The following is a 24,351-nucleotide window of genomic DNA, read 5'->3' on the forward strand; positions in this document are numbered from 1 at the left end:
CAGGTAAACCGGCAAATTCAGTTAGGTCGCCAAGTGAAATTCAGTGTTGCGGCCAAGGTTTCTCCGGGCCCTAGAACCTGCGTGCCTTGGGCAGCCCACTCACTCAGGGGACTGTTAAAGGCATCCGCAAGATGCGATACCGGCTCAAGGCAAACGTAAGGAGCGCCTAGCGGAGCGAATGCGACGAAGTGGGTCAGAGGCGCCTGCGTCTGCAAGGTCAATTGGCCTTCGGGATAGCTCACCTTCAGTTGGCCGTCCCAATCAGATCCATAAAGGGCGAGCTTTTCCTCTATGTCTTCACTGATCACCACCGATTGGTACCTGGAATGAGCCACTCCGGTTGGGAGGTAGGCTTCGTCGATCTCCCAAGATCGACCCAGGTTTAGCTCCATGTGCATCCCTGCATGGCGTTGCATATACGGGTGCAGACCCAAACCTGCGGGCATTGATGAATTCCCGAGATTTGTTACAGCTATTTCGATGTGTAACTGATCATCGTTGAGTGTGAATTGCTGTTCAAAACGCACAGGCCAAGGCCAATGCTCGCCGTCGTAGTTGCAGGTAAGCGTGGCATTGCGTTCGCTGTGGTTGACGACCAGCCACGGCAAGGTTTGGGAAACGCCATGCAGGGTGTGAGGAAGAACTGCAGGATGGGGAGGGAGGGCGTGAGTGATTCCACCATGCGCCAGTCGGGAATCCCGAATGCGGTTGGAGTAAGGCATGAGTGGATAGATCCCACCTTTTGGCCAAGCGACGGGATCAAAGGATTCCGAAGTGATCGGGGTCACGATATCCAATCCGGTTGCCTGCAGTAGCGCGACCCGACCGCCCCATTCGGGAATGAGTGCCAGAGACCAAGTTTTATTCTTGAGTTCAACACGTTTCATGGATGCTCCTGAAATCGGGCATGCAACGTCCCATCCGGCGCACTTTGCGCGCAGGAGGAAGTGGTTTAGTTCGTTAGGAGAAGGTGTTTAATTCTTGAGGAATTGCTCAAAAACGCCCAAGTTCAGATCAAGGCCCAGGCCGTGGCCGGTTGGGACTTGCATCGATCCACCATCCAATAGGCCTTTGACGTCGTAGAGCCAGCCATCCGTTTCAACGTAGTGGTACTCGACTAACGGCACCTCTACTTGCACGGCTGCGAGATGCAGCGTGGCTAACAAGCCCGGGCCGAAGTACGGGCTGTGAGGCAAGACTAGGGTGTCATATCGGCTTGCGAGTTTTGCGATCCGAAGACACTCACTGATGCCACCCACTTTGGTAACCGAGGGTTGAATTGAGTCGACCGCATTCAACGCCAAGGCGTTCTCGAATTGAACGGCGGTGCACCAATTTTCACCTGCCGAGATGGCAACGCCCTGGCCGCGCAAGCTGGAGAGCGTCGCGAAGTCTTCAGGCGGGAAGATTGGCTCTTCCAACCATGCGAGATTCAGCTCAGCCAGCGCTGGAAGCCACTCACGGGTGTCGTCGACAGTCCATGAGCAGTTGACGTCGGTGGCCAGCGGAACTTCGTCACCGATGGCATGACGGCAAGCGGCGATTTCTTCGAGTGAGTTCTCATGCAGCTTGATGGTGGTGAAACCCTCGCGCAGGGCGCGCTCGCACGTGGCTGGCCCGATAACGCTATCGTTGTACCGGACAAGGCTTGCGTACGCTGGAATCGAATCGCGTGCGGTTGTACCCAGCAATCCATGTAGCGGAAGTCCTTCACGGCGAGCCTTCAAATCCCACAGCGCCATGTCGACTCCCGATAAACCGAACATGGTGACGCCGTAGCGACCAAAAATGTGTAGCCGGAGCTGGGCGTTGAGGTTCCAGGCTGGAATATCGTTCACCGTTTGATCGACGATGAGTGGGGAGATCAGGCGATCGATCATGGCCTGCACTGAACTTGAAACGAAGTACCCAAAGGCCTCTCCCCATCCCACGTTTCCAAGCTCGTCCTCAACGCGAACTAGAACGTTCTCCAGCGTATGCCAGGTCAGAGGGGTGATGACCTTTTCCTTGCCGCCGTCATGGAAAGGGATTTCGACTACAAAGGTCTTCAGGCTCGTGATCTTCATGACTGCGCACCCAAAAGGCTCACCAGTTTGTTTCCTGCATAGGCGCCGCCAACATGATCACGGCCCGAGCATGCAGGATCCATTTTTTCATAGGCCAAATATCCTGAAGCAAGATTGTCTTTTGCATTGTCTTGAGGGCGGTAACCTAGAGCTCTTGCCTGACGATTGTGGAACAGCGGATTGGGGCTCTCTGATACGCCGTAGACAATTTCGTGTCGAATCTTGGGGTGCTCCAAGCCAATTCGGACTAATTGCGCGAGGTCGCGCGCACTCGTCCACATCCTTAGTCTACGGGCGTCAGCGACTTGAACATCTGCATTACCGATACGAATCACGAATGTTGCCAGATTATATCTCTGGGTAAATGCAGCGCAGGCCGCTTCGCCGAACACCTTGCTCATCGCGTAGTAGCTGTCGGGGGCCGGCGGCATGTCGTCGAAAGTCTCGGCAGCGTCGGTACGATACTGGCCGATTACATGGTGGCTGCTGGTGAAAATGAACCGCTTGACACCATGGCGATGTGCGGCTTCGAGTAGGTAAAGGGTTGCGTGGTAATTAGGTTCAACCGTGGTCTGGAATGCGATTTCTGTTCCATGAGCGCAGGCTAGATGGAGGATTGCATCAACACCTTCAACAGCGCGCTCCACTAGGGCAGGATCTGTTAAGTCGCCAACGATCTCTGTCTCGTCTGAGTGCAGCGAGCCCACTGAGCGACGATCCAGCAGTCTGAGCGTGTAGTGCTCACGCAGTAAGGGACGAAGGGCTGTACCAACGATGCCCGCAGCTCCGGTAATCAGCAAGGTTTGCATAAACTGTTTCCTCATTCTGCAAGGAGCTGAGCCAGGTTTAACGAGCTCAGCTTCTTGAATTCAAGCCGTTGCTAGCACCGGGTTTGAAACGGCCTTATTGGTGACAAAAAGCGCCACAATAACCGCCCCGATGACACCCAGAATGCCCGCAAGAGCAAACCCGCTACCGAAGGTTCCTGTGGACTGAATGATCATGCCTGTCGCTGTTGGCGCGACAATACCCGACAGGTTGGCGAGACCGTGCATGAAGCCGCCGGCGGTACCAACCTGATGATCGGGCACCGCGTCCTGAATCATCGACCAATAGGCAGGTGCAGATAGCATCAGGAATCCGACTGCAATGGTCATGACGACCACGGCGCTGGTCACGCTACTGAGCTGCCCGGTAAGTCCTACGCAAACCGCAGAGATGAGCAGACATGTCACCAATACGACCTTGCGCGAAAACAGGCGCCGACCTGTACGTTTGAATACCCAGTCGATCAAAAATCCGCCGCCGATGAATCCCAAAGTTCCTACGAACCAGGGAAGGGCGGTGACGATGCTCATGGACTTGAGATCAATCCCTTTTGCATCGATTAGATAGCTTGGGAACCAGGTCATGAAGAAGTAAAGGATGTAGTTGTAGCAGAACAGCGAAAGTCCCATGACGATCACCGCGCGCTGGCGAATCACATCAAGCACGGGCGTTTTGGGGGCCTCACTTGCAGACTGCACAGGAGCTTCACGATCAAGATTGATCAAAGCCAGCTCCTCTTGACCAACCTTGGGGTGCTCAACTGGGGTCGAAGTCGCCAAACGCCACCAAGCCAGTGCCCAGATGATGCCGAACACTGCGATAACGACGAACGCAACTCGCCACCCTAGCCATAAGGCCAAGAAGCCGACGATAGGCCCGGCGAGTGCGCCACCCAGCGGCCCACCAGCTTGGGCAAAGCCGATGGCACGTGCGCGTTCCTTGATCGGAAACCAGCTGTTGATGGCCTTGTTCGCGGTGGTACTGACGGGGCCCTCACCTACACCAAAAAGAGCTCTTACGATCAGCAGCGACCAAAAGTTAAACGCCAGGGCAGTAGACCCGCACAGCACCGACCAAAAACTCATCGACCAGATCAATACGCGTTTTGGCCCGAAGCGGTCAGCTAGGTAGCCACCGACGAAGCAGAACAACGCATACCCGAAGAAGAAGCTGCTGAAGATCAGGCCTTTTTCCGAGGGCGTCAGATGGTATTCCTGGGTAATGAAGGGCATCGCGATGGAAAGCGCAGCACGGTCAACGTAGTTGATGACCATCGCCACGAACAGCATTGCCAGTATCGTCCAGCGATAGGGCTTCTTATTTTTCATTTCTGTCTCCGCGCGCCTTCATTGAGGCGCGTCTGTTGTTATTGTCGCGAGCGTTAGGCGGTGTAGTCGACAGCCGCCCACTCGAAGTATTGCTTGAGGTCTTTCACTAACGCCTGGTGCGCCGGATGCGGCAGGTACCGCTCTACGGCCTCGGCGTTGTCGAAGCTGGAATCAAGCAGATAGTCCCAACAGATAGAGCGTTCGAGTTCGTTGGTCTCTACATGCCAGTCACGGATGAAATCGATGTAATTGGGCAGTGTTCGCATGCGCTCCACCAATTCGGCTTCAAGTTGTGGTTGAACTGGTACATCGGGTAGGCGGCGGAACATAACAATATGACGCATCATCAGGACGACCTCCTTACGCTTGTGCCCAAGCAGGGGCATCCTGCAAGGCAACTGGACGAAGGAAGCGCTCCAGTGACGCGTATCCAACTGACGTGGTCTGCGGCGCCGTCGACGAAGGCCATGGGCCGCCGTGGTTCTGAGCCGCACAAACGGCAACGCCAGTAGGAACTCCTTTGAACAACACTCGACCGGAGACGCGTTCTGCAGCACGCACCAAGGATCGATTAGCTGGAGTATCATCGCTGGCTCCCCAGAGCGTTGTGGTCAGGGTTCCACCGATTGCACCGAGTACCTGCTCGACCTCAGTTAGGCTGGAAGCTTCAACGATTACTGCAGCCGGCCCGAACATCTCCTCGCGAAGCTGTGAGCTTGCGATGAAGGCGATCGCATCAGTCCGATAAAGCCGTGGAGCCGGGCCTGGGCCAGCGGTACCGACCAACTGCGTCTTGGCGTGTTCTGCGACCACTGAGCTGGCATGTTCGAAGCCTTCACGCATGGATGGCGTGAGCATCGCGTGGGTTTGAATAGGCTTAAGTGCGTCGCCCAACTGCGAGATGAATTGCTCTGTGCTCCCACCCTTCAAAACCACGATAACGCCAGGGCTGGTGCAGAACTGCCCACACCCCATTGTGATTGAGCCGGCCAAGGTGTTTGCCAGATTCTGGCTGTCAGCCTCCAACGCTTCGGGCAATGCCACCAATGGGTTGATTGATCCCAACTCGCCGAAAAAGGGGATTGGAACCGGGCGTTCGTTGGCCAAGCGCCACAATGCTGTTCCACCCTGATATGAGCCGGTAAACGCTACTGCTTTGATCTCGGGATGCTGTACGAGATACCCGCCACTGCCCCGTGAAGCCCCTTCAATGAGGGTCAGCAGACCTTCAGGTAGTTGTTGAGCGAGAACTACTTGGCGGGCCAAATCGAAAACGGCCTTTGAAAGGCGAGGGTGCCCTGAGTGAGCTTTCACAACGACTGGACAACCTGCTGCCAAAGCAGAAGCTGTGTCTCCGCCAAGCACCGAAAAAGCAAATGGGAAGTTGCTGGCGGAGAACATTGCCACTGGCCCAACAGGTCGCAGGACGCGAGTCAGTTGAGGTCGGCCAGCGGGTGGTGCTCCGGCAATCGCTTCGTCCACGACGCGCTTGTGAGCGGCGCCCGCTTCAAGATGTTCTGCAAACCCACGCAGCTGAAACGCACTACGCGCAATCTCTCCTGTCAGGCGTGCCGAGCCCAGGTGGCTTTCTTCGTCAGCAATAGCGACCAAATCGGCCTTATGAGCTTCCAGAGCTTCAGCCAGTCCACGCAGTAGCGCAGCGCGAGTAGAGACACTGGATTCAGCCCAGTAAGGTGCAGCTTCGGCGGCCTGGTTCACTGCTGTATCGACTGAGGCATGGGTAGTGACTTGAGTCATGATCAGATCTCCTTGGCTTTGGAGTGAGCCAACGGCTCCAGGTGATAACCACGGCCTGCGTAGTCGAAGCTAATCAACTCATTGATGGTCACTTGTTTATCGGCGGGAGAGGCGTAGTAGGCCCGGATCTCTTTGATCAGGCCGCTATCTTCATCAAAGATGTACCATTCATCCCCGCGCAACGCCGTGCCCAGCTTGCTCTTCCAGTGAGTCCACTCAATTACGGCTTCATCACTGTCATGGCTGACCAGGATCTTCTCGATTGTCCACTGAGAGCCAAGGTTTTCCACACACCACTGCCACTTGCGAGCGATTGTGTCGGCGGTACGCCAAGGGATGTCGGGTAAGCCGTCTGGGAAGTAATGCACTGCATCGGTGGTGAAGCAGGCCACCAGCTTGTCGTAGTCCGCTTCATTGCAGGCGTCGAAGTAACGGCGAATAGTTTGCGCGTGCTTATGCTCTGCCATGGTCTCAATCCTTCTTGGTAATGATCGATGGGATGGCTGGACGGCCTGACGCAACCCAGTCTTGATAGGCCGCAACTGCATCTGCGCTGGGTGGATAGACACCCCACAGGGCCTCACCGGATGCAATTCGCATAGCAAGGTAATTTTCGATGTCGTCTTGCTCCAGGCAGACGTCTGCTAGCTCTTCTGCGAGGTAGGCCGGTACTAGAGTCAGGCCGTCGGCATCACCGACGATGACATCGCCGGGGTACACGGCAACACCGGCACAGCCAATCGGAACCTGTAGATCGGCAACGTGGTGGTAGGAGATGCGGGTTGTGGCAGTGATCTCACGTGCATAGGCTGGCAGAGTCATCGCCGTGATCTCGCTCCCGTCACGCAAAGCGCCGTCAGTCACGATGGCACGAGCGCCACGTGCGAGTAGACGCGTAACAAGGATATTGCCCGCTGATGCGGCTGCCGGATCATTGCGGCTATCGATTACCAGCACATCACCGGCCTGCACTTGCTCGATGCCCTGCCATTGAAGGTTGTCGCCATTAGGCTTGGTCGTCATGGTGCCGTAGGTATCGATATCTTCACGAGCGGGAATAAAGCGCATCGTGAAAGCGCGACCGGCGAAGGGCTTGGCCTGAGCGCACATGGCGCGAAGACCGACGAATGCCGGTTGACGAAAACCGCGTTTAAACAGCTGTGTGGTCAGAGACCCACTGGAACAACGGGAAAGTTTTTCGAGCGTCTCATCACTAACAGCAACATTGCGTTTCTCGCCGTTGTTGTATTCCTCGGCGTATTCATGGATTGCCATTCTTGTTCTCCAGACTGCATTGGATGGCTGGCTCGTTTGGCCGGCGACTGGTAGCTGATCCTATGGGCAGGTGCTGGTAGGACAAAATGAGATCGTCGTGAGAACCACTGCTGTGTCCCACATTGCGAGAATCACCAAAGACGAGCCGGTTAAGAGCAGCACCGGAACTCGGGGATCTCGCTAGGCTGGGCGGGACTTTCACATGGGGAATACCATCAATGGCCAATTACAACCTCGCCCCCGCATTGGCAGCCTACGTAAAAGAGAGTGCGGGCTTCGTCTCGAAAAGTGATGCAATCTCTGACCGCCGTGAGGCTTTCGCTGAAGCTTGTCGGTACTTCACCCCAGCTAGACCAAGTGGAATCAAACTTGAAGATGACGAAATCAATGGTCTGGCCATTCGCATCTACTCACCCGAAGCACCCGCACCATCAACAGGTTGGCCTACCTTGTTGTACTTCCATGGCGGCGGTTGGAGTATGGGAAGTCACGCAACTCATGATTGGTTTGCGTATGCGGTGCTACGTCGCATCCCGATAGCGATCGTGGCTGTGAATTATCGACTAGCCCCTGAGCACCCGTTCCCAGCCCCCCTTGAAGATGGGCTGGAGGTTTGGCACGCCTTAAGTCGCGGTGATTTCCCTCAGCTAGATCAGGACAGCCTTGCGATTGCGGGCGATAGTGCTGGTGGTTCATTGGCTGCAGGTCTGTGCGTGGCTCTAAGGGAAATGAATTTGCCGCAGCCCAAGCTCCAAGCTTTGGTCTACCCGGTTTTGACCGCTAGCGTCGAGCTGCGCTCTATGCAGACACACGCAGAGGCTCCCATGCTCACTACCGCAGGTTTGTTAGCCTCGCTAGAAAGCTACGTTCCCGGACAGGGACGCAAAGCCGACCCCCGAGCCTTCGCGCTGGAAATCGACAACGCGACAGGCTTGGCTCCGGCGTTCATTGGCGTCGCTGAGTATGACCCGCTGTTCGACCATGGAATTGCGTATGCGAAAGTGCTTCGAAAAGCGGGTGTGCCCGTTCATTTGCACATAGGCCGAGGATTAGTTCATGCAAGTCTTCGTGCTTCTGGAGTTGCTGAGGTGGAAGAGTTCTACGATGTCCTGGTCGAATGGATGCGTAATTCAATGGCCTGTTACCACCGTAGCTAATGGAAGCTCGCTGAAGTGCGTGACTGGTCAATTTCGGGCAGAAAGCGTGAAACGTGGCGGAGACCACTTGTTCGGAATTGACCAGCTGCAACAGCGTGATGCGTTCAGCTAGTCGACCAAACTCAAGACCTACTCAGTGGGATGTCCAAAGTACCGCCATCGTCATGTTGATAAAATTTTCGTTCCGGCTGATCGTCGCCTGCGCGCCGCGAACATTTCCAACCTCACCTGCGCCACGCTGTTCTACCCAAATACGTTCCTTCCCACCTATCTTCAAGCGCAAGGAAAGCGGCGCTGGGACGTCTGTTACAAAATATATTTTGCGCCCCCCCTTGAAAATGAAAAAACGAAACGGAGTTGTTATATTTGATACCAAAAAAAGCAGGGATCTCCATCCGCTCCGTTTTTTCAGATTTCCACAGGCTTTGGGGCAATCGACTCGAATGCTTCGCCGCAGCTTTCGCTTTTGCCTTGCCCTTCTGGAAATCTATAGTGAAGTGAGTGGAAGGGAAGAGCGGTAGGTAGCTTTACCGGCAGGGGCTGGGGGGAGATCGTTTTTTTGCGACGCAGTCGCGGCTAGCTTTTGATTTTAGAGTAACCGTGATTGCGCCTAAAAAATCGAAGGAACTTTGATTCCTAGGCATGCCAGCGAGGAGTCTTTCAAACTCATTATGAGTGTAGAGGTCAACCGATCACCACATTGCAGATGCGCGCAGCGCGCTGGGAGATCGGATGGACAATTATCACATCACCAAGACCGACAAGCTCTGGGCACTGACAAAGGAAGGCGCGCAAAGGGCGTCGAAGACGGCCTCGACCAAGGCTGAAATCACCGCGTTGGCGGGTGAGTTCCTTCAGGGCAAAACTGCGTCGCTGAAGATTCACAAAGAGGACGGGACTATTCAGGAAGAAAGAACCTTTCCTCGTAGTGTTGACCCGCGAAAATCCAAAGGCTAGTCAGTCATCCTGATGATTCAGTGCTGATGCGGACGGCAAGTCGAATTTTCGATTTGAATTACCTTTCCATTGCGCCAGGCATCAGCACCTGGGTCAATAGCAGGTACACGGATGTCGCCCGAGCGTTCTTTTTCCGGCTGCTATCGATGCCCAATCGCGCGATGGCCAACGAAGGATGGTATGTGAAGCAGTCGGCCACCTGTAGAGGTACTCATCATGCATCTGAGTCTTTTTGCCGTTTACACCTACGATGGCAAACCGCATCCAACCGAGCTTTTCCACTGTGTACGGGAACAGTTAGCCGATTGGGTTCTTCGATCCGGTCACCTTGGCCGACAAGGCTGTCGAACGAGCCATGCGCGCATTGATTCAAAATAGGTAACTGTATTGTCACCATCACCAGATCGCCGGCATTTGCCGGCTCATAGTGCTGTCTCACCACTACGTGATCCCGTCTCAGTCAGCTAACTTTCCAACAACTGTCCGGAGGCGCGAGCTGTACGGAAATCAGGGGCGGGCAAGTAGCAGCTTGAATCCAGCGGCTCCAAAGACTGTCGCGAGTGTACCCTCGATCCAGCGGCGAGCCTTCCGGTAACCCCGTACCATGGGGGCGGTAGAGAAGACGATGGCGTAACCACAGAAGATCGTGATGCTGAGCATGGCGCACCCCGCCAGAATTACTGCGACTGTCATAGAGGATGCTTCGGGGCCCAGCCCGAGCGTCATCGTAGCCACCCAACCCAGCAATGCTTTTGGGTTTGTGAGATGCATCAGAAGGCCGCGCTGATAGAGCTTGAAGCCCGTTACGCTAGGGGAAACTGCCACCTGCTCTGCAAGTTGCTTGTCGGTAGTCAGTGCGGATCGACCAGCTTTAATGGCCAGGAAGAGGAGGTAGAGCCCTCCTGCCACTTTGAGGACGACGAGCGCTTGCGCATATTGCGTTAGCACAGCTGAGACGCCGGTGGCTGCCAATATCCCCCAGAAGAACGAGCCACTGATAACACCTGCCGCGAGCGACAAAGCCGACCGTCGGCCTTGGTTCATGGCAACGCCCATGATCCGCATATTGCTAGGGCCAGGACTCGCGGCTCCGATGATGTATGCGGTGAAGACAATCAGTAGGTTGTGGATATCGATCACGCTCATTTTCTCCCTTGTGAATCTGCGCCAGGCTGCTAGCTCCGAGGAGCCACGCCACAGCTCAGGACGTGACCGAGGGCAACTGAAGTCCCGCAAGCCACTGAGTATTAGAGTTCTCGTGTGGGGCGGTGTAGCTCCGTTACCGACATGGTGAACACCACTTTGGACTTCCCATTATTCGAATAACTATGGGGTACATCTGTCTTGGCTACTGCTGCGCTGCCCTTAGTAATGATCAGTTCAGTTTCGCCTACCTCAAGATGAAGCGTCCCTGACTCGACATAGAACAGTTCAGTTGTGCCTTGAGGGTGTCCTGGGGAAGCGAACGTTTCACCGGGGTACAGCTCCCATCGCCACAGCTCTAGCATGTTTGGGCCCCTAGTTCCTGCGAGGAGGCGGGCGGATCCCCCGGATGGCCCTGTCCAGAGCGTAGGAATGTCGTGGCTCTTGATCAGGTGAGCCAATGGTGTGTCGGCCACATTCACCACGTCAGCCACTGACAGCCCAAGCGCAGCCGCGATTTTGCACAAGATAGCGATGCTCGGATTGGCGGTGCACTTCTCTATTTCAACCACCATCCCCTTGCTCACGCCGGAACGCCGAGATAACTCGTCCAACGTGATCTTTTGCTTCTGCCGTTCTTGTTTGAGCCTGCGCGAAACCGCCTCACTGACCGTCTGAACGTCAGCGCCTGGTTCGGTCGATATATTGACTTTATTGGTCATTGGTAGCTAGCATGATTTTCAATTTAAGGGCTTAGGGGATTCTCTGATGCTGTCCGTACTGCCGTCAATTAGCGAAGACGTAGCCAATCTGGCGCCCGGCTTCAGAGCGTTAAGCATTGTGGTTGAAGCTGCTCCAATAACCAATCGTGACGTCGCCTCAAAGGCCCTGACTCAGGCATGTAAATCAGTCCAATCGGGCGATGTAGGCTGGGCAGAAGCTCACCTCACAGCTTGGGCAGATGTCTTCCGTAAATTCGGCGCTAAGCCACAACGTACTCCGTGCTCTGCCGAGGCCCTGCGCAAGCGCGTATTGCGCGACGGTAGTCTAGCCAGCATTGATCCCGTAGTGGATCTCTACAACGCCATCAGTATCGAATATGCAATCCCTGTTGGAGGGGAGAATGCAGAGGCCTATGTGGGCTCTCCGCGTCTAGTAGCTGCTGACGGTACTGAAGTGTTCGACACCATGAAAGAAGGCGTACCGGCACAGGAATTTGCCGACCCTGGCGAAATCGTTTGGCGGGATGATCAGGGCATCACTTGTCGTCGGTGGAATTGGCGTCAGGGTGTTCGTACTAGGCTCAATGCTGACGCAAAGCACATGTGGTTCATCCTGGAAAGCCTGCCGGCGATGCCGCTAGAGGCCCTGACAGAAGCTGGAGATAAGCTGATTGAGGGACTGGAGCTAATGATGCCCGGCGCCCGAATTGAGAGCACTCTGATCGAGGCTAAGGCCTCTTAAATCCCGGACGGAGAGATGAATCATGTTCAACGGACTTAGCGCATTCCCTTTAACCCCGATGCATGAATCGGGGGTAGACGAGCAAGCCTTCGCCCATCTCGTGGAAAACCTTGTTGCTGCAGGGGTGTCTTCGATAGGCGCGTTAGGGTCAACAGGCAGTTACGCATACCTGTCCCGAACAGAACGTCAGCGTGTTGCTCAACTCGCAGTCGAGATTGCAGGTGATATTCCCGTCATGGTGAGTATCGGGGCCCTGCGTACGCGTGACGTGCTATTGCTGGCGGAGGATGCGCAGAAATCAGGCGTTAAAGCATTGTTGCTTCCGCCGGTTTCCTATCAAAAGCTGACGGACGACGACGTTTACTCGCTCTATGAGACCGTCAGCTCCAACATCTCTGTTCCTTTGTGCGTTTACGACAATCCAGGTACGACTCACTTTGAGTTCAACGATGAGCTTCATGGACGAATTGCCCATCTACCAAACGTCCGTTCTATAAAGATTCCAGGTGTCCCTCACGCTCCTGACGAGGCCAAGGCTCGGGTTGATCGTCTTCGAGCAGTCATTCCAGGTCACGTGACCATTGGTGTGAGTGGGGATGCATTCGCCGCCACTGGCCTGAATGCGGGATGTGAGGTCTGGTATTCCGTCATAGCTGGCCTTTTCCCCATCACTGCAAAAGCTATCACTGACGCTGCCCTTGCTGGGGATGCCGCAGAAGCAAGCCGTCTTTCTGAGCGGCTGCAACCTTTATGGTCGTTGTTCCGTGAATTCGGTGGTAGCTACCGGGTTATTGCAACGGCGGCTGAGCTCCGTCAGTTCACCACCATGCCGAGTCTGCCCCTACCTCTTAGAACTATCAGTGGCGAAGGACGGAAGAAAATTGCCAAGGTAATTGACGAACTTGGATTGACCTGAAAAATCTTGCCGGCGGGTTCGGGCACTGCCGCAACGATGGAACCCATATTAGAGCGAGCAAGCGCAACGAGGTGGATGAGGGAATGTAGAGGTCAACTAATCCCGGGGCTCGACGGTCGGTATTTATTCGGTTTTTTCGCTGAGAAACACTCGATCCATCGGCGCATTATCCCAACAGTTTCTGCGAGGGCTCACGCTTTGGCGCATCCGGTGACTCCAGAGCCATTGGCGATTGCCGATGGCCCAAAAAACGGCGGACAGAATCAGACGCGGGCAAAAAATGGTTGAGATTTCTTGCGTGTGTTATCGCTCTCGTCGAAAACGATTTGCTGCGACATGTGGGAATTCTATTGCACTGTTTTGCGGCTGCCGGCGTCGTCATCCCCATCTGGCCCCGAGCAACTTTATGCCCTCAGCTTCAACTTTGCTGTGAAAGCCCCAGTTCGTCTAGCAGCCATTTTTTAAAGGTCTCGACTGCTGGATGACGTGTGCGGCGCTTGGGGAAAATCAAATAATGGCCCACATATTGGATGTCGTGCGTGGATTCCCTCAATGGGGCGACTAACGTGCCTGAGCGTAATTCGTTCTGCGCCAAGAGCGTTGACTCGAGAACAACTCCCATCCCGTTCACGGCTGCCGCAATAGCCATATTGCTACGGTCAAAACGCAGTGCATAGTTGTGCGGGGCGACCAGCCGGTTGGCTTCAAACCAGCCCTTCCATTGAAGCATCTGGATATCGCACTGAATGAGGCGGTGCCCATATAAGTCCTGGGCGCTGGTCAGTCGTTCGGCTAGAGCAGGGCTGCAAAGCGGTGTCAGATGCTCTACGGCAAGAGGCACTTTCTCGTTCAGCGTAGAGCGCGGCTCGCCGTACACCACATCCAGATCGAAGTCATCGTTTTCAAACTGAGCGTAATCCGTACTGGCGGAGAATCTCAGGTCTACGTCCGGGTGCTGTTCCACAAATCGCGCAAGCCTGGGCATTAACCATTGTGTGCCAAAACTGGGTGCGGTGTGCAGGCGCAGCGGGCGAGGTTCCTCGCTCTTGATGAGTGCCAATCCTTGATGCATTTCCTCAAGACCGCGTTGGATGTATTCCATTAAGGCGCGTCCTTTTACGGTCAGATTCACCTCCCTCGTCGTGCGCTCGAACAATGGAATTTCGATGAGATCTTCCAGCTTCCTGATCGAGTGGCTAACGGCACTTGCCGACAACCCCAACTCTTTCGCCGCTTGAACAAAGGAGCCGCTCCTGCCGGCTGCTTCGAAGACGCGCAGCGATGCAAGTGGAATTCGTCTTAGCTGGACGATTAGTGAATTTGGCTCATTCATGACTGCAAAAATATCCTTTGTCCGGTCGGAGATCAGGGTGATAGCTTTTGGTCAAGTGGAACTGATGAATTTATGACACTAATCAGTGGCCAATTTCAACAAGCACGCAGGAACGATAATGACAATAATTCCTCAAGACGCCGAAGCGGTTTCCCCGCTCCAGCGCGTTGCATATCACGCATGGCGGATCCGCCGCTTTGCTCTGCGCATGGGTGAAGTCCAAGGGCAGGGCTATGTGGGCCAAGCATTAGGATGGGCCGATGTGCTGGCTGTTGCTTATTGCCATGCCATGAAGATTCGTCCGGCTGATCCGCATTGGGAAGGCCGCGACCGCTTCCTGCTCTCTCACGGCCATTACGCGATCGCTTTGTATGCCGCATTGCTCGAAGCCGAAATCATTCCCGAAAGTGAGCTGGAAACCTACGGTTCGGACGACAGCCGTCTCCCCATGTCCGGCATGGCCACCTATACCCCTGGCATGGAAATGTCCGGTGGTTCCTTGGGCCAGGGTTTGCCAATCGGGGTCGGCATGGCTTTGGGCCTGCGCCTGAAAAACAACCCAGCGTGGGTTTTCAATTCAATGTCCGATGGCGAGTTGGATGAGGGCTCCACCTGGGAAGCCGCGCTGTCGGCGTCTCACCACAAGCTCAGCAACTTGATCGCGTTGGTTGATCTCAACAAGCAGCAGGCAGACGGTAACTCTCACGAGATTCTTGAATTCGAACCACTGGTCGACAAGTGGCAGGCATTTGGCTGGCACGTCCAGCGTGTCGATGGCAATGACCTCGCTGCGGTCGTCACCGCGTTCGACAATGCCATGTCTCTGACAGAACTCAAGCCACGGGTGATCCTGTTCGACACACTAATGGGCAAGAGCGTTGATTTCCTCGAAACCCGCGAGAAGAACCACTTTATCCGCGTTGACCAAGACGAGTGGCAAGCCGCGCTGAGCGTGCTTGATGCCAACTATGAGAAGGGGGGCTTCTAAAATGGGCGCCGACGCTAACAAAAAACCACGCCTGACCACCTCTGCCATGATCGCCTCCATCGCCAGTGAGGGGCAGCGCACCGAAGCAGCTCCGTTTGGGCATGCCCTGGTCGCCGCTGCGCAGCAGGACTCCCGTATCGTTGGCATGACGGCTGACCTGTCCAAGTACACTGACCTGCATATCTTTGCTCGGGATTTCCCTGAGCGTCACTTCCAGATGGGTATGGCTGAACAGCTGCTCATGGCTGCGGCTGGCGGTATGGCCAAGGAAGGTCTTGTGCCTTTCGCGACGACCTACGCTGTGTTCGCCACTCGACGGGCTTATGACTTTATTCACCAAGTCATCGCAGAAGAAAACCTCAACGTGAAGATCTGCGCTGCACTGCCAGGCCTGACCACCGGTTACGGGCCAAGCCATCAGGCGACAGATGATCTTGCCCTGATGCGTGCCGTTCCGGGTCTAACTGTGATTGATCCCTGCGATGCGCTGGATACCGCTCAAGCGGTGGCTGAGATTGCAGCCTACAACGGGCCGGTTTATATGCGCCTGCTGCGGGGTAAGGTACCACTGGTGCTTGATCAGTATGACTATCGATTTGAGCTCGGCAAGGCGAAGCTGCTTAGGGGCGGGAAGGACGTCCTGATTATCTCCAGCGGCATCATGACGATGCGCGCCTTGGAGGTCGCTGAACTTCTGGGAGATGGCAGCGCCGACGTCGCAGTGCTTCATGTGCCGACTATCAAACCTTTGGACGAGGCGACGATCATTGAAGAGTGCCGTCGCAGCGGAAGGCTCGTCATCGTGGCCGAGAATCACAGCACTGTAGGTGGGCTAGGCGAGGCGGTTGCTTTGGCCTTGTTGAAGGCGCGAGTGCATCCGGAGTTCAGGCAGATCGCTCTGCCGGACGCTTTCCTAGATGCCGGAGCGCTGCCCACACTGCATGATCGATACGGTATTTCGACAGCAACCATGGCCGCGAATATTCGTGTCTGGCTCGGCTGAGGAGCATAACCATGAAAGTCGCATTTATAGGTTTGGGTGCCATCGGCTTGCCAATGGCCGGTCAAATCAAGAAGGCCGGGCATACCGTAGCGGGTGTGGAACTGAGTGAAGCCGGGCAAGTGGCTGCTGAGGCGCAAGGCATACAGGCTACGGCAGATTGGCGGGTAGCGGTCGATGCGGATGCGGTGGTGGTCATGGTCGCCACGCCATCGCAGCTGGCCGCGCTGGTACAGCAGTTTGATGAGGTCAGGCAAAGGCAACACTGGATCATCATGAGTACCGTGGGCCCTGCTGCAGTCCGGGAGCAAGCAAGGAAGCTCGAAGCGAAGGGCGCAGTGGTCGTGGATGCACCTGTCACGGGTGGAGTTGCTCGCGCGCAAACAGGCAGCCTGCTCATTTTTGCGTCCGGATCGGAGCGGGCGATTGCCTATGTTCAACCGGTTCTAAGTGCTATGGGTCAGGTGAAAGCTGCTGGCGTGAAAATCGGGGACGGGCAGGCCATTAAAGTGGTGAACCAACACCTTTGCTCAGTGCACCTGGTAGCTGCTGCCGAAGCGCTTAGTCTTGCGCGCTCGCTTCAGCTAGATCAAGCGCATGTACTGGATCTGGTTCAACACGGAGCTGGTGGTTCTTGGATGCTATCAGATCGTGGGCCGCGCATGCTCGAGGGCACCGACACCCGCGTGACCAGCATGGTAGACATCTTCGTCAAGGATAGCGGTTTGGTTGCCGAGGCGGCTAAAGCTTGCAGTGCGGAAGTCCCACTTCTCGACATCGCCCACACGCGTTTTTTGCAAGCTTCTGAGACAGGTCTGGGGCGGCGGGATGACAGCCGAGTGATCGAAACCTGGGAGCATCAAACTGCCTGAAAAGACGATTAACGAAGGGTAGTCCTAGCGGCTACCTACTTACAAAAACAATAAATGTTCGGAGTCTGCCATGAGCAATACTCATACGGCGTCATCTCAGCCTAAAAACAAGGCGGGTAAGGTCTCATTTGCCTCGATGATCGGATCGGCAGTTGAGAGTTATGACTTCTTTATCTACGGCACTGCTGCAGCGGGTTGGTTCGGCCAAGTTTTCTTCCATACCACCGAGCCTATTGTAGGCATTCTCGCCGCGTTCGCGACGATGGCGGTCGGATTTTTCATGCGCCCGCTTGGAGGCTATTTAGCCGGTCACTACGGAGACCGCCTGGGCCGCAAGACTGTTCTACTTTGGTCGCTGCTGGCGATGGGCGGGGCAACGGTACTCATTGGCGCCTTGCCGACTTACGAGCAGGTCGGTGTAATTGCTCCCATTCTTCTGATCCTTCTACGAATGATTCAAGGCATTGGATTTGGTGCCGAATGGGGCGGTGCCGTCCTTATGGCATGTGAACATGCCCCAGCGCACCATAGAGGGTTTTTCGGTGCGGTGCCGCAAATTGGCATCCCTTTGGGTCTGTTGATGGCAAACGGAGCTTTCCTTGTGTCCACAGCCCTGTTTGAGGGTGACTGGGTCTGGCGCGCTCCTTTCCTGGTCTCGGTGGTGATGGTTGGCGTGGGGATGTACATCCGTCTTGGCGTGAGTGAGTCCCCAGATTTCGAAAAGGCCAAAGCTGATAACACCTTGGTGAAACAACCGGCATTGCAGGTAATTCGCGAAGACTGGCGCAAAGTTCTGCAAATTGCCGGCGCTCGACTGGCGGAAACAGGTGGGTATTATATTGCTACGAGCTTTATGCTTTCTTACGTCCTTTTGGCGAACGTTGCCCCGAAAGAAAACGTACTGTGGGGCACTATGATCGGCTCTGCATTGGGATTGGTAAGTCATCTGCTTTATGGGGCGTGGAGTGACCGAATTGGGCGTAAACCCGTATTCCTCCTAGGTACTATCTTCACGATAGCGTTTGGAATACCGATGTTCATGATGATCAACAGTGGTGTTGTCGTCATGATTGTTGCTGCGGTGGCTATCGCACTGCTCCTCAGTCACGATCCGATTTTTGCAGTCGAAGCGAGTTGGTTCACCGAGCAATTCCCCCCAGAAGTGCGCTCCTCCGGTATCTCGCTGGGTTATAACTGCGCATCTCTCATCGCAGGCACGCTCCCTTTCATCGCCACTGCATTGTTCTCTCAGGTCGGTTGGATTGGCCCTGCGCTTCTTTTCAGTCTGCTTGGCGTAATCTCAACAATGTGTGCGCTCAAGATGCGTGAGACAGCCCCAGTTAAAGTGGAGGCCTTGGGCGAGTCGCCCCCTGTGGGCAAGGGTAATGTCCTCGCAACGGCAGCAGTGCGTCACTGATTGACATGCCGGTCAACGGAAGGCCGGCAGTCACTTTGGTTCTCTGGCCGCGCGACGGTTGAGCCCTGGGTTACCAAGTGATTATCGGTTTGAGTACAAAAAAGGGCCTTCCCAGGGCCCTTTTTTGTGCGCCCCTGTTTCTTCAAGCGATGCTTTCCAGTTGTTCTCGAATAGCGATTTGTACAACCGAAGGTAGCGTTCAGAAAATACAGATGCGAATACGTATCGAATGCTGATGACGTGGTATACCATGCGCCGCAATTTATTGGCACGTATGCCGTTCCATTTGGCTATTTTCTCAAGGTTTCCAAAATGCGTCGTACTCTGGTTTCTATCTGTATGCTTCAGGCGATTTCCGCATCCTCTTGGGCGGAGCAAGCCATAATCGATAAAGCCAGTCTGGAGTTACAAGCGACAGACATCGTTGGCACAGCTGACTTTGAAACGGCCTTGGGGCCGGTTGATGGATATCGTGCGACGCGCTCGGCCAGCGCAACGCGTACAGATACCTCAATCCACGAAACACCACAATCCATCACTGTGGTGCCCAAGGATGTTGTGGAGGACATCAGTGCCACCCGATTGCAGGACGCGCTCGATTACGCCGGCGGGGTGGGGCGGGCCAATAACTTTGGCGGCCAGGGCCTGACTACGTTCACGGTTCGTGGATTTACTACCGGCGAGTTTTACCGCAACGGATTTCCAATCAACCGTGGTTATCCGAACATGCCGGATGCAAACACTATCGAGCGGCTCGAAGTGCTGCGCGGGCCGGCGACCATGCTCTATGGCCGAGGCGATCCCGGCGGCACGTTCAACGTCATCTCCAAACAACCTCTGGCCGTTCCTACGGTAACGTTGGGTAGCCAACTCGATGACCAAGGGATGCAACGCGGCACCCTGGATGCTTCTGGCCCGCTCGACGAAGAGGGGCGCCTGGCCTATCGCCTGAACGTAGTGGGTGAGGGCGGTGATACCTTTCGCGATCATGTCGAAACCGAACGCTACGGCGTAACGCCGGTACTTGCCTGGCAGGCCACCCATGACACCAAGGTGATTTTCGAAGGCGATTTCATGCGCAATAACCACCCGCTTGATCGCGGCGTGACGCGCTATTCGAATCAGATTGGCACTGCGTCCCGCGATACCTTCTTCGGCGAAAAAGACGTTGGCAATCTGCACAACGACAACAACATGGCGCAGCTGCGATTCGAACACCTGCTGAGCGATAACTGGACATTGGGCGGCGGTTTCCAATGGCTCGATGGCACCCTTGCAGGCAATGCCGTCGAGGCCAATGGTGTCGCGGCTGACGGGCGCACCCTGGGTCGTAACTTCAACTACCGCAAGCTGGAGTGGACGGATAAGGACACCCAGCTCAACCTGACCGGACATTTCACCGCAGGCGGTTTTGATCACACCCTGTTGACCGGCGTCGAGTACGAGGATTACGACTACAAGTCGATCATTCAGCGCTCCAGCGGCGCGGTGAGTGCCTACCCGATCGATATCTTCGACCCGGTGTACGGTCAGCCGCGTCCAGCCTTGACCCGCACCCCGACCAACGACAACGAAAACCTACGCCGCTTTCGTCCAGGATCAAGTGGCCTTGACCGAGCGTTTGAAGCTCTTGGCCGGAGCACGTTTCGAACGCTTCAAGCATGACTACGAAACCTTTGTGCCAGGCGGTAGAAGCTGGGAGGCCAGCGACAATGCCGTGACCCCGCGTGTAGGGTTGACCTATGACCTGACTGACACCGTGGCGCTCTACGCCAATACGGCTCGCTCGTTCAAACCCAATACAGGTGCCAGTCGCCAAGGCGGAGGCTTTGACCCGGAAAAGGGTAAATCGTATGAACTCGGCGTCAAGTGGGATGCACTAGACAATCAGTTGAGTGTCGAGGCGGCGATCTACCAAATTGAAAAGCGCAATGTGCTCACCACCGATCCAGTGGACTCGTCCTTCAGCGTGGCTGCCGGCGAGGTGCGCAGCCGAGGTTTCGACCTGAACGTCGCCGGCAACCTGACCCCGCAATGGCGGGTGATTGGCGGCTACGCCTATGTCGACGCCGAGGTGACCAAGGACAACGTCATCCAGTCAGGCACACGACTGATGAACATTCCACAGAACAGTTTCAGCCTGCTCAACGTCTATGAGTTCCAGGATGGCGCATTCAAGGGGCTGGGGCTTGGCACAGGGCTCAAGTACGTCGATGAGCGTGCAGGGCAAACGGCCAACACGGCGTTTTCGATGGGCAGCTACACCGTTGTCGATCTACTGAGCTACTACAAGGTCAACGACAAAGTCAGGCTCAATCTAGATGTGAAAAATCTAACTGACGAAGACTATGAGGAAGGGGCATTTGGCAACGTTTACGCCTATCCAGGGGCGCCGAGAACCGTGCAGGTCGGTATTTCATATACGTTGTAATTCGCTTCGGTGGGGAGTATTTCATGTTGTGAAAGCTCGACACGGCTCCGCAACCATTGTGTCTTGGCTGACCAAGTGACTTTGGTTTGAGTACAAGAAAGGGCCCATCGAGTGCCCTTTTGTTACGCGCTATGAAGCTTTCCCACGTCTAGCCCATGCCCAAAGCCCGCAAAAGCGAGCCTTAGTTTCCAAGCCAGACTTACGATTGGCGTGCAGTCAACGCCGAGTAGCTGTTCATCAAGTTGCGATAGTTCGGAATGCGCTGGGATAAGAGGTTACCTAGACCTTCGATGTCGTTCCGCCAGTCACGCTGTAGCTCACAGGCCACCGAAAACCAGTTCATCATTAGAGCTCCGGCCTGTGTCAAGCGGTTTCAAGCTGCCTGCTGCACAGTGGTGTTAAACGTGCCGGAAGAGTCGGTCACCACGAACACTTCCCGCCAAGAGCACGTAAATCATTACCTAATCGTTAACATCGGTGGGTGCTGTCAGCTGCTGTGAACATAGATCCAAACTGGGAACGTTGCCAGCGACGCTTAAAAAGAGCGCTTGATGTTAAAGTGCGAGATTTCTAACGACGGGTGAAAAAATGAAGTGGGTATGGATCGCGTTTTTCGTTTTTGGATGCACCGTGTCTGGCTTTCTAGGGCTCACGGCAGGAATAAACCTAAACCCATCTTCAACTGTCAAATTCGTTCCAGATTGGGGAAGCGTTGGTGATTGGGTATCTGGTATCGGAGCTCTTTTCGCCGTTCTTGTGACGCTTTGGCTTGCAGATAAACAACGTAGAGAAGACGTCGAAAGCGTCAAAGTTGACGTACGCGCTGCGATTCTCGATAACGGTATGGGCGGTTGGTTTATGGCCGTTACTTTAATTTCGGACGGTAACCGCAATGCCAAAGTTACCTCTCTGTCAGTGCATTCACCTCATGCCAGTAAATATTTGGCGGTAACAAACTATGGATTCGGGTCGGACATGTTGCCTGCCTCATTGTCTTACGGCGATAGCATTTCATTACACCTTCCTCATGGCTTCGAGCGACAAATCAAAAGCTTCGTCCATGAGCATTGCGGCGGCAGGGTAGGAGGATTGAAGGTTGTCGCACGCACCTCTCTTCACGAATTCAGTGGTGTAGTCCATCCAAATTTGCTGTCGCTAAACGATTGATTTGCGTATTCGACCAGCTTTTTCACCATCTCCCCTGAATAGAATTGTTATTTTTAACCGTAAATATATGATTATTACGATTTTCTAACTCTCAGCATGCGAGATAATCTGCTATTGCTTCAGGCAAATCACTAAGCTTGGCTTGGTAAAGTATCAAACATTTGCTCGTAAAGCTGTTCGTAATCATCAAACCTATGCACAGTTTGGATCGTCATTGTTTTGTTTTGAAGTAATAAGCACTGTACCTCTCCACCAATACAGGCGCGCTCAGGCAAAGAGAGCGCACTGTCCTCCGTGCGTTGGAGCCCCATATGCGGTACTGTGTCACGTGCTCCCACCGGCTTCGGTTGTTCAACGTTCAATATCGAGCAAACCGCGTCTGCCTCCGTCCTAACCTTGAAGACACTATGCTTGCTAACTGAGCCTCCCTCTAAAGGATCGACGACCCTGTATCGCTTGCTACCATCCTCCAGTGTGGTGGTCTCAATCACTCTGAATCTTGTTTGCATGGTTACATTGGTGAGCGCTACAGCTATCACGATGACGGGAAGTTATTAAATATTATGGCGTCGACATGATTACTGCTAAAGCATGATTCAATGATTTCGGTAACTTTTTTGGTGTTCATTGCGAGTGAGAGTCTATAGCTGCGGACGAAGAAAAACATTTTTTCGCTGCCTCATCTAAGTGGTAATCAATCGCCGGGTTTTGATCTTGTTCGCCCAAGGAGTATGGCAAAACGACGATTTACATGGCCAAAATTTGAAAGTTCTGGAGCGCGGCCAGGCGATTGGGTAGAATGGAGTAACAGAAGAATAAACCTCCAAGAGGTTAAAATGAGAAGCTTTCCGTTACCTCCGTTGAATAGCCTTATCGCGTTTGAGTCTGCTGCGCGCAACCTCAGCTTTACCCAAGCGTCAATTGAGTTGAATGTTACTCAGGGGGCCGTGAGCAAACAGATTAAGTTGCTGGAAGAGTATCTTGGCAAAGAACTCTTACATAGAAGTACAAAAAAAATGGAGTTGACCCTAGCTGGTTTGGAGTACTACGACGTAGTTAGGAAGTCACTTTTAATTTTGGCGGAAGGCACAGAAAAAATTCGCGGGGTGCATGGGAGCCAAGAGCTTACGGTCGCAGCCACCACGGCGATGGCATCTCTATGGCTCATGCCGAAGGTCTCCACGTTTCAGGCCTTAAATGAAGACGTCGAGCTCAGAATCGTTGCCTCAGATAATTTAAGAGAGACGGCTCAATACGATATTGTTTTGAACTATCTGCGTGACCCACCGCGTGGTTGCAAGGCCACAGCATTGTTTGACGAAGAGATTTTTCCTGTATGCAGTCCTGAATATCTACGCAAAAACCCTAACCTTACTACCCCTGAAAGCTTATCTGAATGCACCTGGCTTTATCTTGAAGAGATGCAAAAGGATTGGCTCGGTTGGCCAGAGTGGTTTGATGGGTTGGGAATACCTGCCCCAGTGCCGAAGCGCAAACTAAAAATCAATAGCTACTCCATGCTGCTGCAATCCTGTCTGGACGGGCAGGGTGTTGCACTTGGATGGTCATATCTCGTCGATGATTATCTGCGGAATGGAATGCTGATAAAGCCAATGGAACGCGTGCTGAAAACTGGTTCAAAATTCTGGCTCATCGAGTCCGAAAGCTACACCCGCAACCAGAAAGGCGTTGATAAATTTCGCAATTGGTTGATCGACAAAATCCCGCACATGTAAATTCTAAAGGCGCCATCTAGGCGCCTCTTGATTAACTTAATAGATAATTGGCGGCCTAGATTCTATGACGAGCATGATACAACCATGCTTCGAATAAAGCTGGTGTTCGGAGTCTTTTTTGTAGATTACACAATCACCCTTCTCATAAATACTTCCCGTAGAATCCTTGACCTGCCCTTGCAGGATCATTATCAGCTCTACGTCAGTATGACGATGTAAAACTGATTGGCAATTAGTGCCCATTTTCATCCAGTAACTACACCAGGTATCGTTACTTTCCAACATGAAGTAAGTAATGCCAGATAGTAATTTACCATTAATGACTAAGTCAGCCCATACGACTTCATTTAGCTTGAATTTGTCTGAGCTCGCAGTTGGCATCATGAATTTGAGTCGCTCTTCTAGCTGGCCGGAAAATATGCGCAAGCCCCGATGGCTGATGATTCCCCCTGACGGTGGAGCGTGTAGCCAGGTTTTCGATATGAGGGCGGTGAGTGACATATCACCGCCCTCAG

General features: G+C 54.2%; 22 protein-coding genes and 2 pseudogenes. 11 read left to right on the plus strand and 13 right to left on the minus strand.

The window, feature by feature from the left end; translation table 11 throughout:
• Nucleotides 1-17: 17 nt before the first annotated feature.
• The 8 genes from PSJE_RS00170 to PSJE_RS00205 form a co-directional block, all read right to left on the minus strand.
• The gene (locus tag PSJE_RS00170) at nucleotides 18-887 is read right to left on the minus strand and encodes an aldose epimerase family protein (protein WP_090455934.1); all 870 of its coding nucleotides are present in this window, start codon (nucleotides 885-887) and stop codon (nucleotides 18-20) included.
• 87 nt (nucleotides 888-974) lie between these two features.
• Nucleotides 975-2,066 (minus strand): mandelate racemase/muconate lactonizing enzyme family protein, encoded by a 1,092-nt coding sequence (locus PSJE_RS00175; protein WP_090455933.1) that lies wholly within the window; start codon nucleotides 2,064-2,066, stop codon nucleotides 975-977.
• Nucleotides 2,063-2,875: an NAD-dependent epimerase/dehydratase family protein gene (locus PSJE_RS00180; protein WP_090455932.1), complete on the minus strand. Its 813-nt coding sequence runs from the start codon at nucleotides 2,873-2,875 to the stop codon at nucleotides 2,063-2,065. Before PSJE_RS00180 ends, PSJE_RS00175 begins: the two co-directional genes overlap by 4 nt.
• A 60-nt stretch (nucleotides 2,876-2,935) precedes the next feature.
• Complete coding sequence (locus PSJE_RS00185) at nucleotides 2,936-4,222, minus strand: MFS transporter (protein ID WP_090455930.1); 1,287 nt, start codon at nucleotides 4,220-4,222, stop codon at nucleotides 2,936-2,938.
• 53 nt (nucleotides 4,223-4,275) lie between these two features.
• Entirely contained in the window at nucleotides 4,276-4,569 is a 294-nt protein-coding gene (locus PSJE_RS00190) for a Dabb family protein (RefSeq protein ID WP_090457919.1), read from the minus strand.
• 13 nt (nucleotides 4,570-4,582) lie between these two features.
• A complete protein-coding gene (locus tag PSJE_RS00195; protein WP_090455928.1) occupies nucleotides 4,583-5,980 on the minus strand; it encodes an aldehyde dehydrogenase (NADP(+)) in 1,398 nt (465 codons plus the stop codon).
• Nucleotides 5,981-5,982: 2 nt separating this feature from the next.
• Nucleotides 5,983-6,447: a nuclear transport factor 2 family protein gene (locus PSJE_RS00200; protein ID WP_090455926.1), complete on the minus strand. Its 465-nt coding sequence runs from the start codon at nucleotides 6,445-6,447 to the stop codon at nucleotides 5,983-5,985.
• A 4-nt stretch (nucleotides 6,448-6,451) separates the two neighbouring features.
• Complete coding sequence (locus tag PSJE_RS00205; protein ID WP_090455924.1) at nucleotides 6,452-7,255, minus strand: RraA family protein; 804 nt, start codon at nucleotides 7,253-7,255, stop codon at nucleotides 6,452-6,454.
• Between the two features lie 218 nt (nucleotides 7,256-7,473).
• On the opposite strand from PSJE_RS00205, the gene PSJE_RS00210 reads away from it, so the two are divergent.
• Together PSJE_RS00210 and PSJE_RS00220 are read left to right on the plus strand one after the other, a co-directional pair.
• Complete coding sequence (locus tag PSJE_RS00210) at nucleotides 7,474-8,412, plus strand: alpha/beta hydrolase (protein ID WP_090455922.1); 939 nt, start codon at nucleotides 7,474-7,476, stop codon at nucleotides 8,410-8,412.
• Nucleotides 8,413-9,144: 732 nt separating this feature from the next.
• Nucleotides 9,145-9,369, plus strand: coding sequence for a DUF2188 domain-containing protein (locus tag PSJE_RS00220; protein WP_090455918.1), 225 nt, complete (start codon nucleotides 9,145-9,147; stop codon nucleotides 9,367-9,369).
• Nucleotides 9,370-9,876: 507 nt separating this feature from the next.
• Here the strand turns inward: PSJE_RS00220 and PSJE_RS00225 are convergent.
• Both PSJE_RS00225 and PSJE_RS00230 read right to left on the minus strand, forming a co-directional pair.
• A complete protein-coding gene (locus tag PSJE_RS00225; protein ID WP_090455916.1) occupies nucleotides 9,877-10,515 on the minus strand; it encodes a LysE family translocator in 639 nt (212 codons plus the stop codon).
• A gap of 101 nt (nucleotides 10,516-10,616) precedes the next feature.
• Entirely contained in the window at nucleotides 10,617-11,234 is a 618-nt protein-coding gene (locus tag PSJE_RS00230; RefSeq protein WP_090455915.1) for a helix-turn-helix domain-containing protein, read from the minus strand.
• Between the two features lie 46 nt (nucleotides 11,235-11,280).
• Here PSJE_RS00230 and PSJE_RS00235 point away from each other — a divergent pair, with 46 nt between their 5' ends.
• Together PSJE_RS00235 and PSJE_RS00240 are read left to right on the plus strand one after the other, a co-directional pair.
• Nucleotides 11,281-11,976 carry a B3/B4 domain-containing protein gene (locus PSJE_RS00235; RefSeq protein WP_090455913.1) on the plus strand — a complete coding sequence of 232 codons (696 nt, stop codon included), beginning with the start codon at nucleotides 11,281-11,283 and terminating at the stop codon, nucleotides 11,974-11,976.
• A 22-nt stretch (nucleotides 11,977-11,998) separates the two neighbouring features.
• Nucleotides 11,999-12,892, plus strand: coding sequence for a dihydrodipicolinate synthase family protein (locus PSJE_RS00240; RefSeq protein WP_090455911.1), 894 nt, complete (start codon nucleotides 11,999-12,001; stop codon nucleotides 12,890-12,892).
• Between the two features lie 418 nt (nucleotides 12,893-13,310).
• Here the strand turns inward: PSJE_RS00240 and PSJE_RS00245 are convergent, their stop codons facing one another.
• A complete protein-coding gene (locus PSJE_RS00245; protein ID WP_235863948.1) occupies nucleotides 13,311-14,225 on the minus strand; it encodes a LysR substrate-binding domain-containing protein in 915 nt (304 codons plus the stop codon).
• Between the two features lie 118 nt (nucleotides 14,226-14,343).
• On the opposite strand from PSJE_RS00245, the gene PSJE_RS00250 reads away from it, so the two are divergent.
• From PSJE_RS00250 to PSJE_RS00270, 5 genes and pseudogenes are all read left to right on the plus strand, one after another.
• Nucleotides 14,344-15,213 carry a transketolase gene (locus PSJE_RS00250; protein WP_090455909.1) on the plus strand — a complete coding sequence of 290 codons (870 nt, stop codon included), beginning with the start codon at nucleotides 14,344-14,346 and terminating at the stop codon, nucleotides 15,211-15,213.
• A gap of 1 nt (nucleotide 15,214) precedes the next feature.
• Nucleotides 15,215-16,216 (plus strand): transketolase family protein, encoded by a 1,002-nt coding sequence (locus PSJE_RS00255; protein ID WP_090455907.1) that lies wholly within the window; start codon nucleotides 15,215-15,217, stop codon nucleotides 16,214-16,216.
• A gap of 11 nt (nucleotides 16,217-16,227) precedes the next feature.
• Complete coding sequence (locus PSJE_RS00260; protein WP_090455905.1) at nucleotides 16,228-17,085, plus strand: NAD(P)-dependent oxidoreductase; 858 nt, start codon at nucleotides 16,228-16,230, stop codon at nucleotides 17,083-17,085.
• A 70-nt stretch (nucleotides 17,086-17,155) separates the two neighbouring features.
• Nucleotides 17,156-18,502, plus strand: a complete 1,347-nt coding sequence (locus PSJE_RS00265; protein ID WP_090455903.1) for an MFS transporter — start codon at nucleotides 17,156-17,158, stop codon at nucleotides 18,500-18,502.
• 312 nt (nucleotides 18,503-18,814) lie between these two features.
• Nucleotides 18,815-20,933 (plus strand): annotated as a pseudogene (locus PSJE_RS00270) (TonB-dependent siderophore receptor).
• Between the two features lie 199 nt (nucleotides 20,934-21,132).
• Here the strand turns inward: PSJE_RS00270 and PSJE_RS00275 are convergent.
• Nucleotides 21,133-21,369, minus strand: a pseudogene (locus PSJE_RS00275) (hydrolase); the annotation flags it as partial.
• A 152-nt stretch (nucleotides 21,370-21,521) separates the two neighbouring features.
• Between PSJE_RS00275 and PSJE_RS30135 the strand changes: the two are divergent.
• Together PSJE_RS30135 and PSJE_RS00285 are read left to right on the plus strand one after the other, a co-directional pair.
• Nucleotides 21,522-22,100, plus strand: coding sequence for a hypothetical protein (locus tag PSJE_RS30135; protein ID WP_139212710.1), 579 nt, complete (start codon nucleotides 21,522-21,524; stop codon nucleotides 22,098-22,100).
• 836 nt (nucleotides 22,101-22,936) lie between these two features.
• On the plus strand, nucleotides 22,937-23,836 hold the full coding sequence (locus tag PSJE_RS00285) for a LysR substrate-binding domain-containing protein (protein ID WP_090455899.1): 900 nt from the start codon (nucleotides 22,937-22,939) through the stop codon (nucleotides 23,834-23,836).
• Between the two features lie 36 nt (nucleotides 23,837-23,872).
• Here PSJE_RS00285 and PSJE_RS32095 read toward each other — a convergent pair whose 3' ends face one another.
• Entirely contained in the window at nucleotides 23,873-24,337 is a 465-nt protein-coding gene (locus PSJE_RS32095) for a cupin domain-containing protein (protein ID WP_090455897.1), read from the minus strand.
• Nucleotides 24,338-24,351 lie beyond the last annotated feature (14 nt).

This window comes from Pseudomonas jessenii, from assembly GCF_002236115.1.
Lineage (GTDB): Bacteria > Pseudomonadota > Gammaproteobacteria > Pseudomonadales > Pseudomonadaceae > Aquipseudomonas > Aquipseudomonas jessenii.

Coding starts and splice junctions, on each gene's coding strand:
- PSJE_RS00170 (WP_090455934.1), bottom strand. CDS start 887: ATGAAACGTGTTGAACTCAAGAATAAAACTTGGTCTCTGGCACTCATT.
- PSJE_RS00175 (WP_090455933.1), bottom strand. CDS start 2,066: ATGAAGATCACGAGCCTGAAGACCTTTGTAGTCGAAATCCCTTTCCAT.
- PSJE_RS00180 (WP_090455932.1), bottom strand. CDS start 2,875: ATGCAAACCTTGCTGATTACCGGAGCTGCGGGCATCGTTGGTACAGCC.
- PSJE_RS00185 (WP_090455930.1), bottom strand. CDS start 4,222: ATGAAAAATAAGAAGCCCTATCGCTGGACGATACTGGCAATGCTGTTC.
- PSJE_RS00190 (WP_090457919.1), bottom strand. CDS start 4,569: ATGATGCGTCATATTGTTATGTTCCGCCGCCTACCCGATGTACCAGTT.
- PSJE_RS00195 (WP_090455928.1), bottom strand. CDS start 5,980: ATGACTCAAGTCACTACCCATGCCTCAGTCGATACAGCAGTGAACCAG.
- PSJE_RS00200 (WP_090455926.1), bottom strand. CDS start 6,447: ATGGCAGAGCATAAGCACGCGCAAACTATTCGCCGTTACTTCGACGCC.
- PSJE_RS00205 (WP_090455924.1), bottom strand. CDS start 7,255: ATGGCAATCCATGAATACGCCGAGGAATACAACAACGGCGAGAAACGC.
- PSJE_RS00210 (WP_090455922.1), top strand. CDS start 7,474: ATGGCCAATTACAACCTCGCCCCCGCATTGGCAGCCTACGTAAAAGAG.
- PSJE_RS00220 (WP_090455918.1), top strand. CDS start 9,145: ATGGACAATTATCACATCACCAAGACCGACAAGCTCTGGGCACTGACA.
- PSJE_RS00225 (WP_090455916.1), bottom strand. CDS start 10,515: ATGAGCGTGATCGATATCCACAACCTACTGATTGTCTTCACCGCATAC.
- PSJE_RS00230 (WP_090455915.1), bottom strand. CDS start 11,234: ATGACCAATAAAGTCAATATATCGACCGAACCAGGCGCTGACGTTCAG.
- PSJE_RS00235 (WP_090455913.1), top strand. CDS start 11,281: ATGCTGTCCGTACTGCCGTCAATTAGCGAAGACGTAGCCAATCTGGCG.
- PSJE_RS00240 (WP_090455911.1), top strand. CDS start 11,999: ATGTTCAACGGACTTAGCGCATTCCCTTTAACCCCGATGCATGAATCG.
- PSJE_RS00245 (WP_235863948.1), bottom strand. CDS start 14,225: ATGAATGAGCCAAATTCACTAATCGTCCAGCTAAGACGAATTCCACTT.
- PSJE_RS00250 (WP_090455909.1), top strand. CDS start 14,344: ATGACAATAATTCCTCAAGACGCCGAAGCGGTTTCCCCGCTCCAGCGC.
- PSJE_RS00255 (WP_090455907.1), top strand. CDS start 15,215: ATGGGCGCCGACGCTAACAAAAAACCACGCCTGACCACCTCTGCCATG.
- PSJE_RS00260 (WP_090455905.1), top strand. CDS start 16,228: ATGAAAGTCGCATTTATAGGTTTGGGTGCCATCGGCTTGCCAATGGCC.
- PSJE_RS00265 (WP_090455903.1), top strand. CDS start 17,156: ATGAGCAATACTCATACGGCGTCATCTCAGCCTAAAAACAAGGCGGGT.
- PSJE_RS30135 (WP_139212710.1), top strand. CDS start 21,522: ATGAAGTGGGTATGGATCGCGTTTTTCGTTTTTGGATGCACCGTGTCT.
- PSJE_RS00285 (WP_090455899.1), top strand. CDS start 22,937: ATGAGAAGCTTTCCGTTACCTCCGTTGAATAGCCTTATCGCGTTTGAG.
- PSJE_RS32095 (WP_090455897.1), bottom strand. CDS start 24,337: ATGTCACTCACCGCCCTCATATCGAAAACCTGGCTACACGCTCCACCG.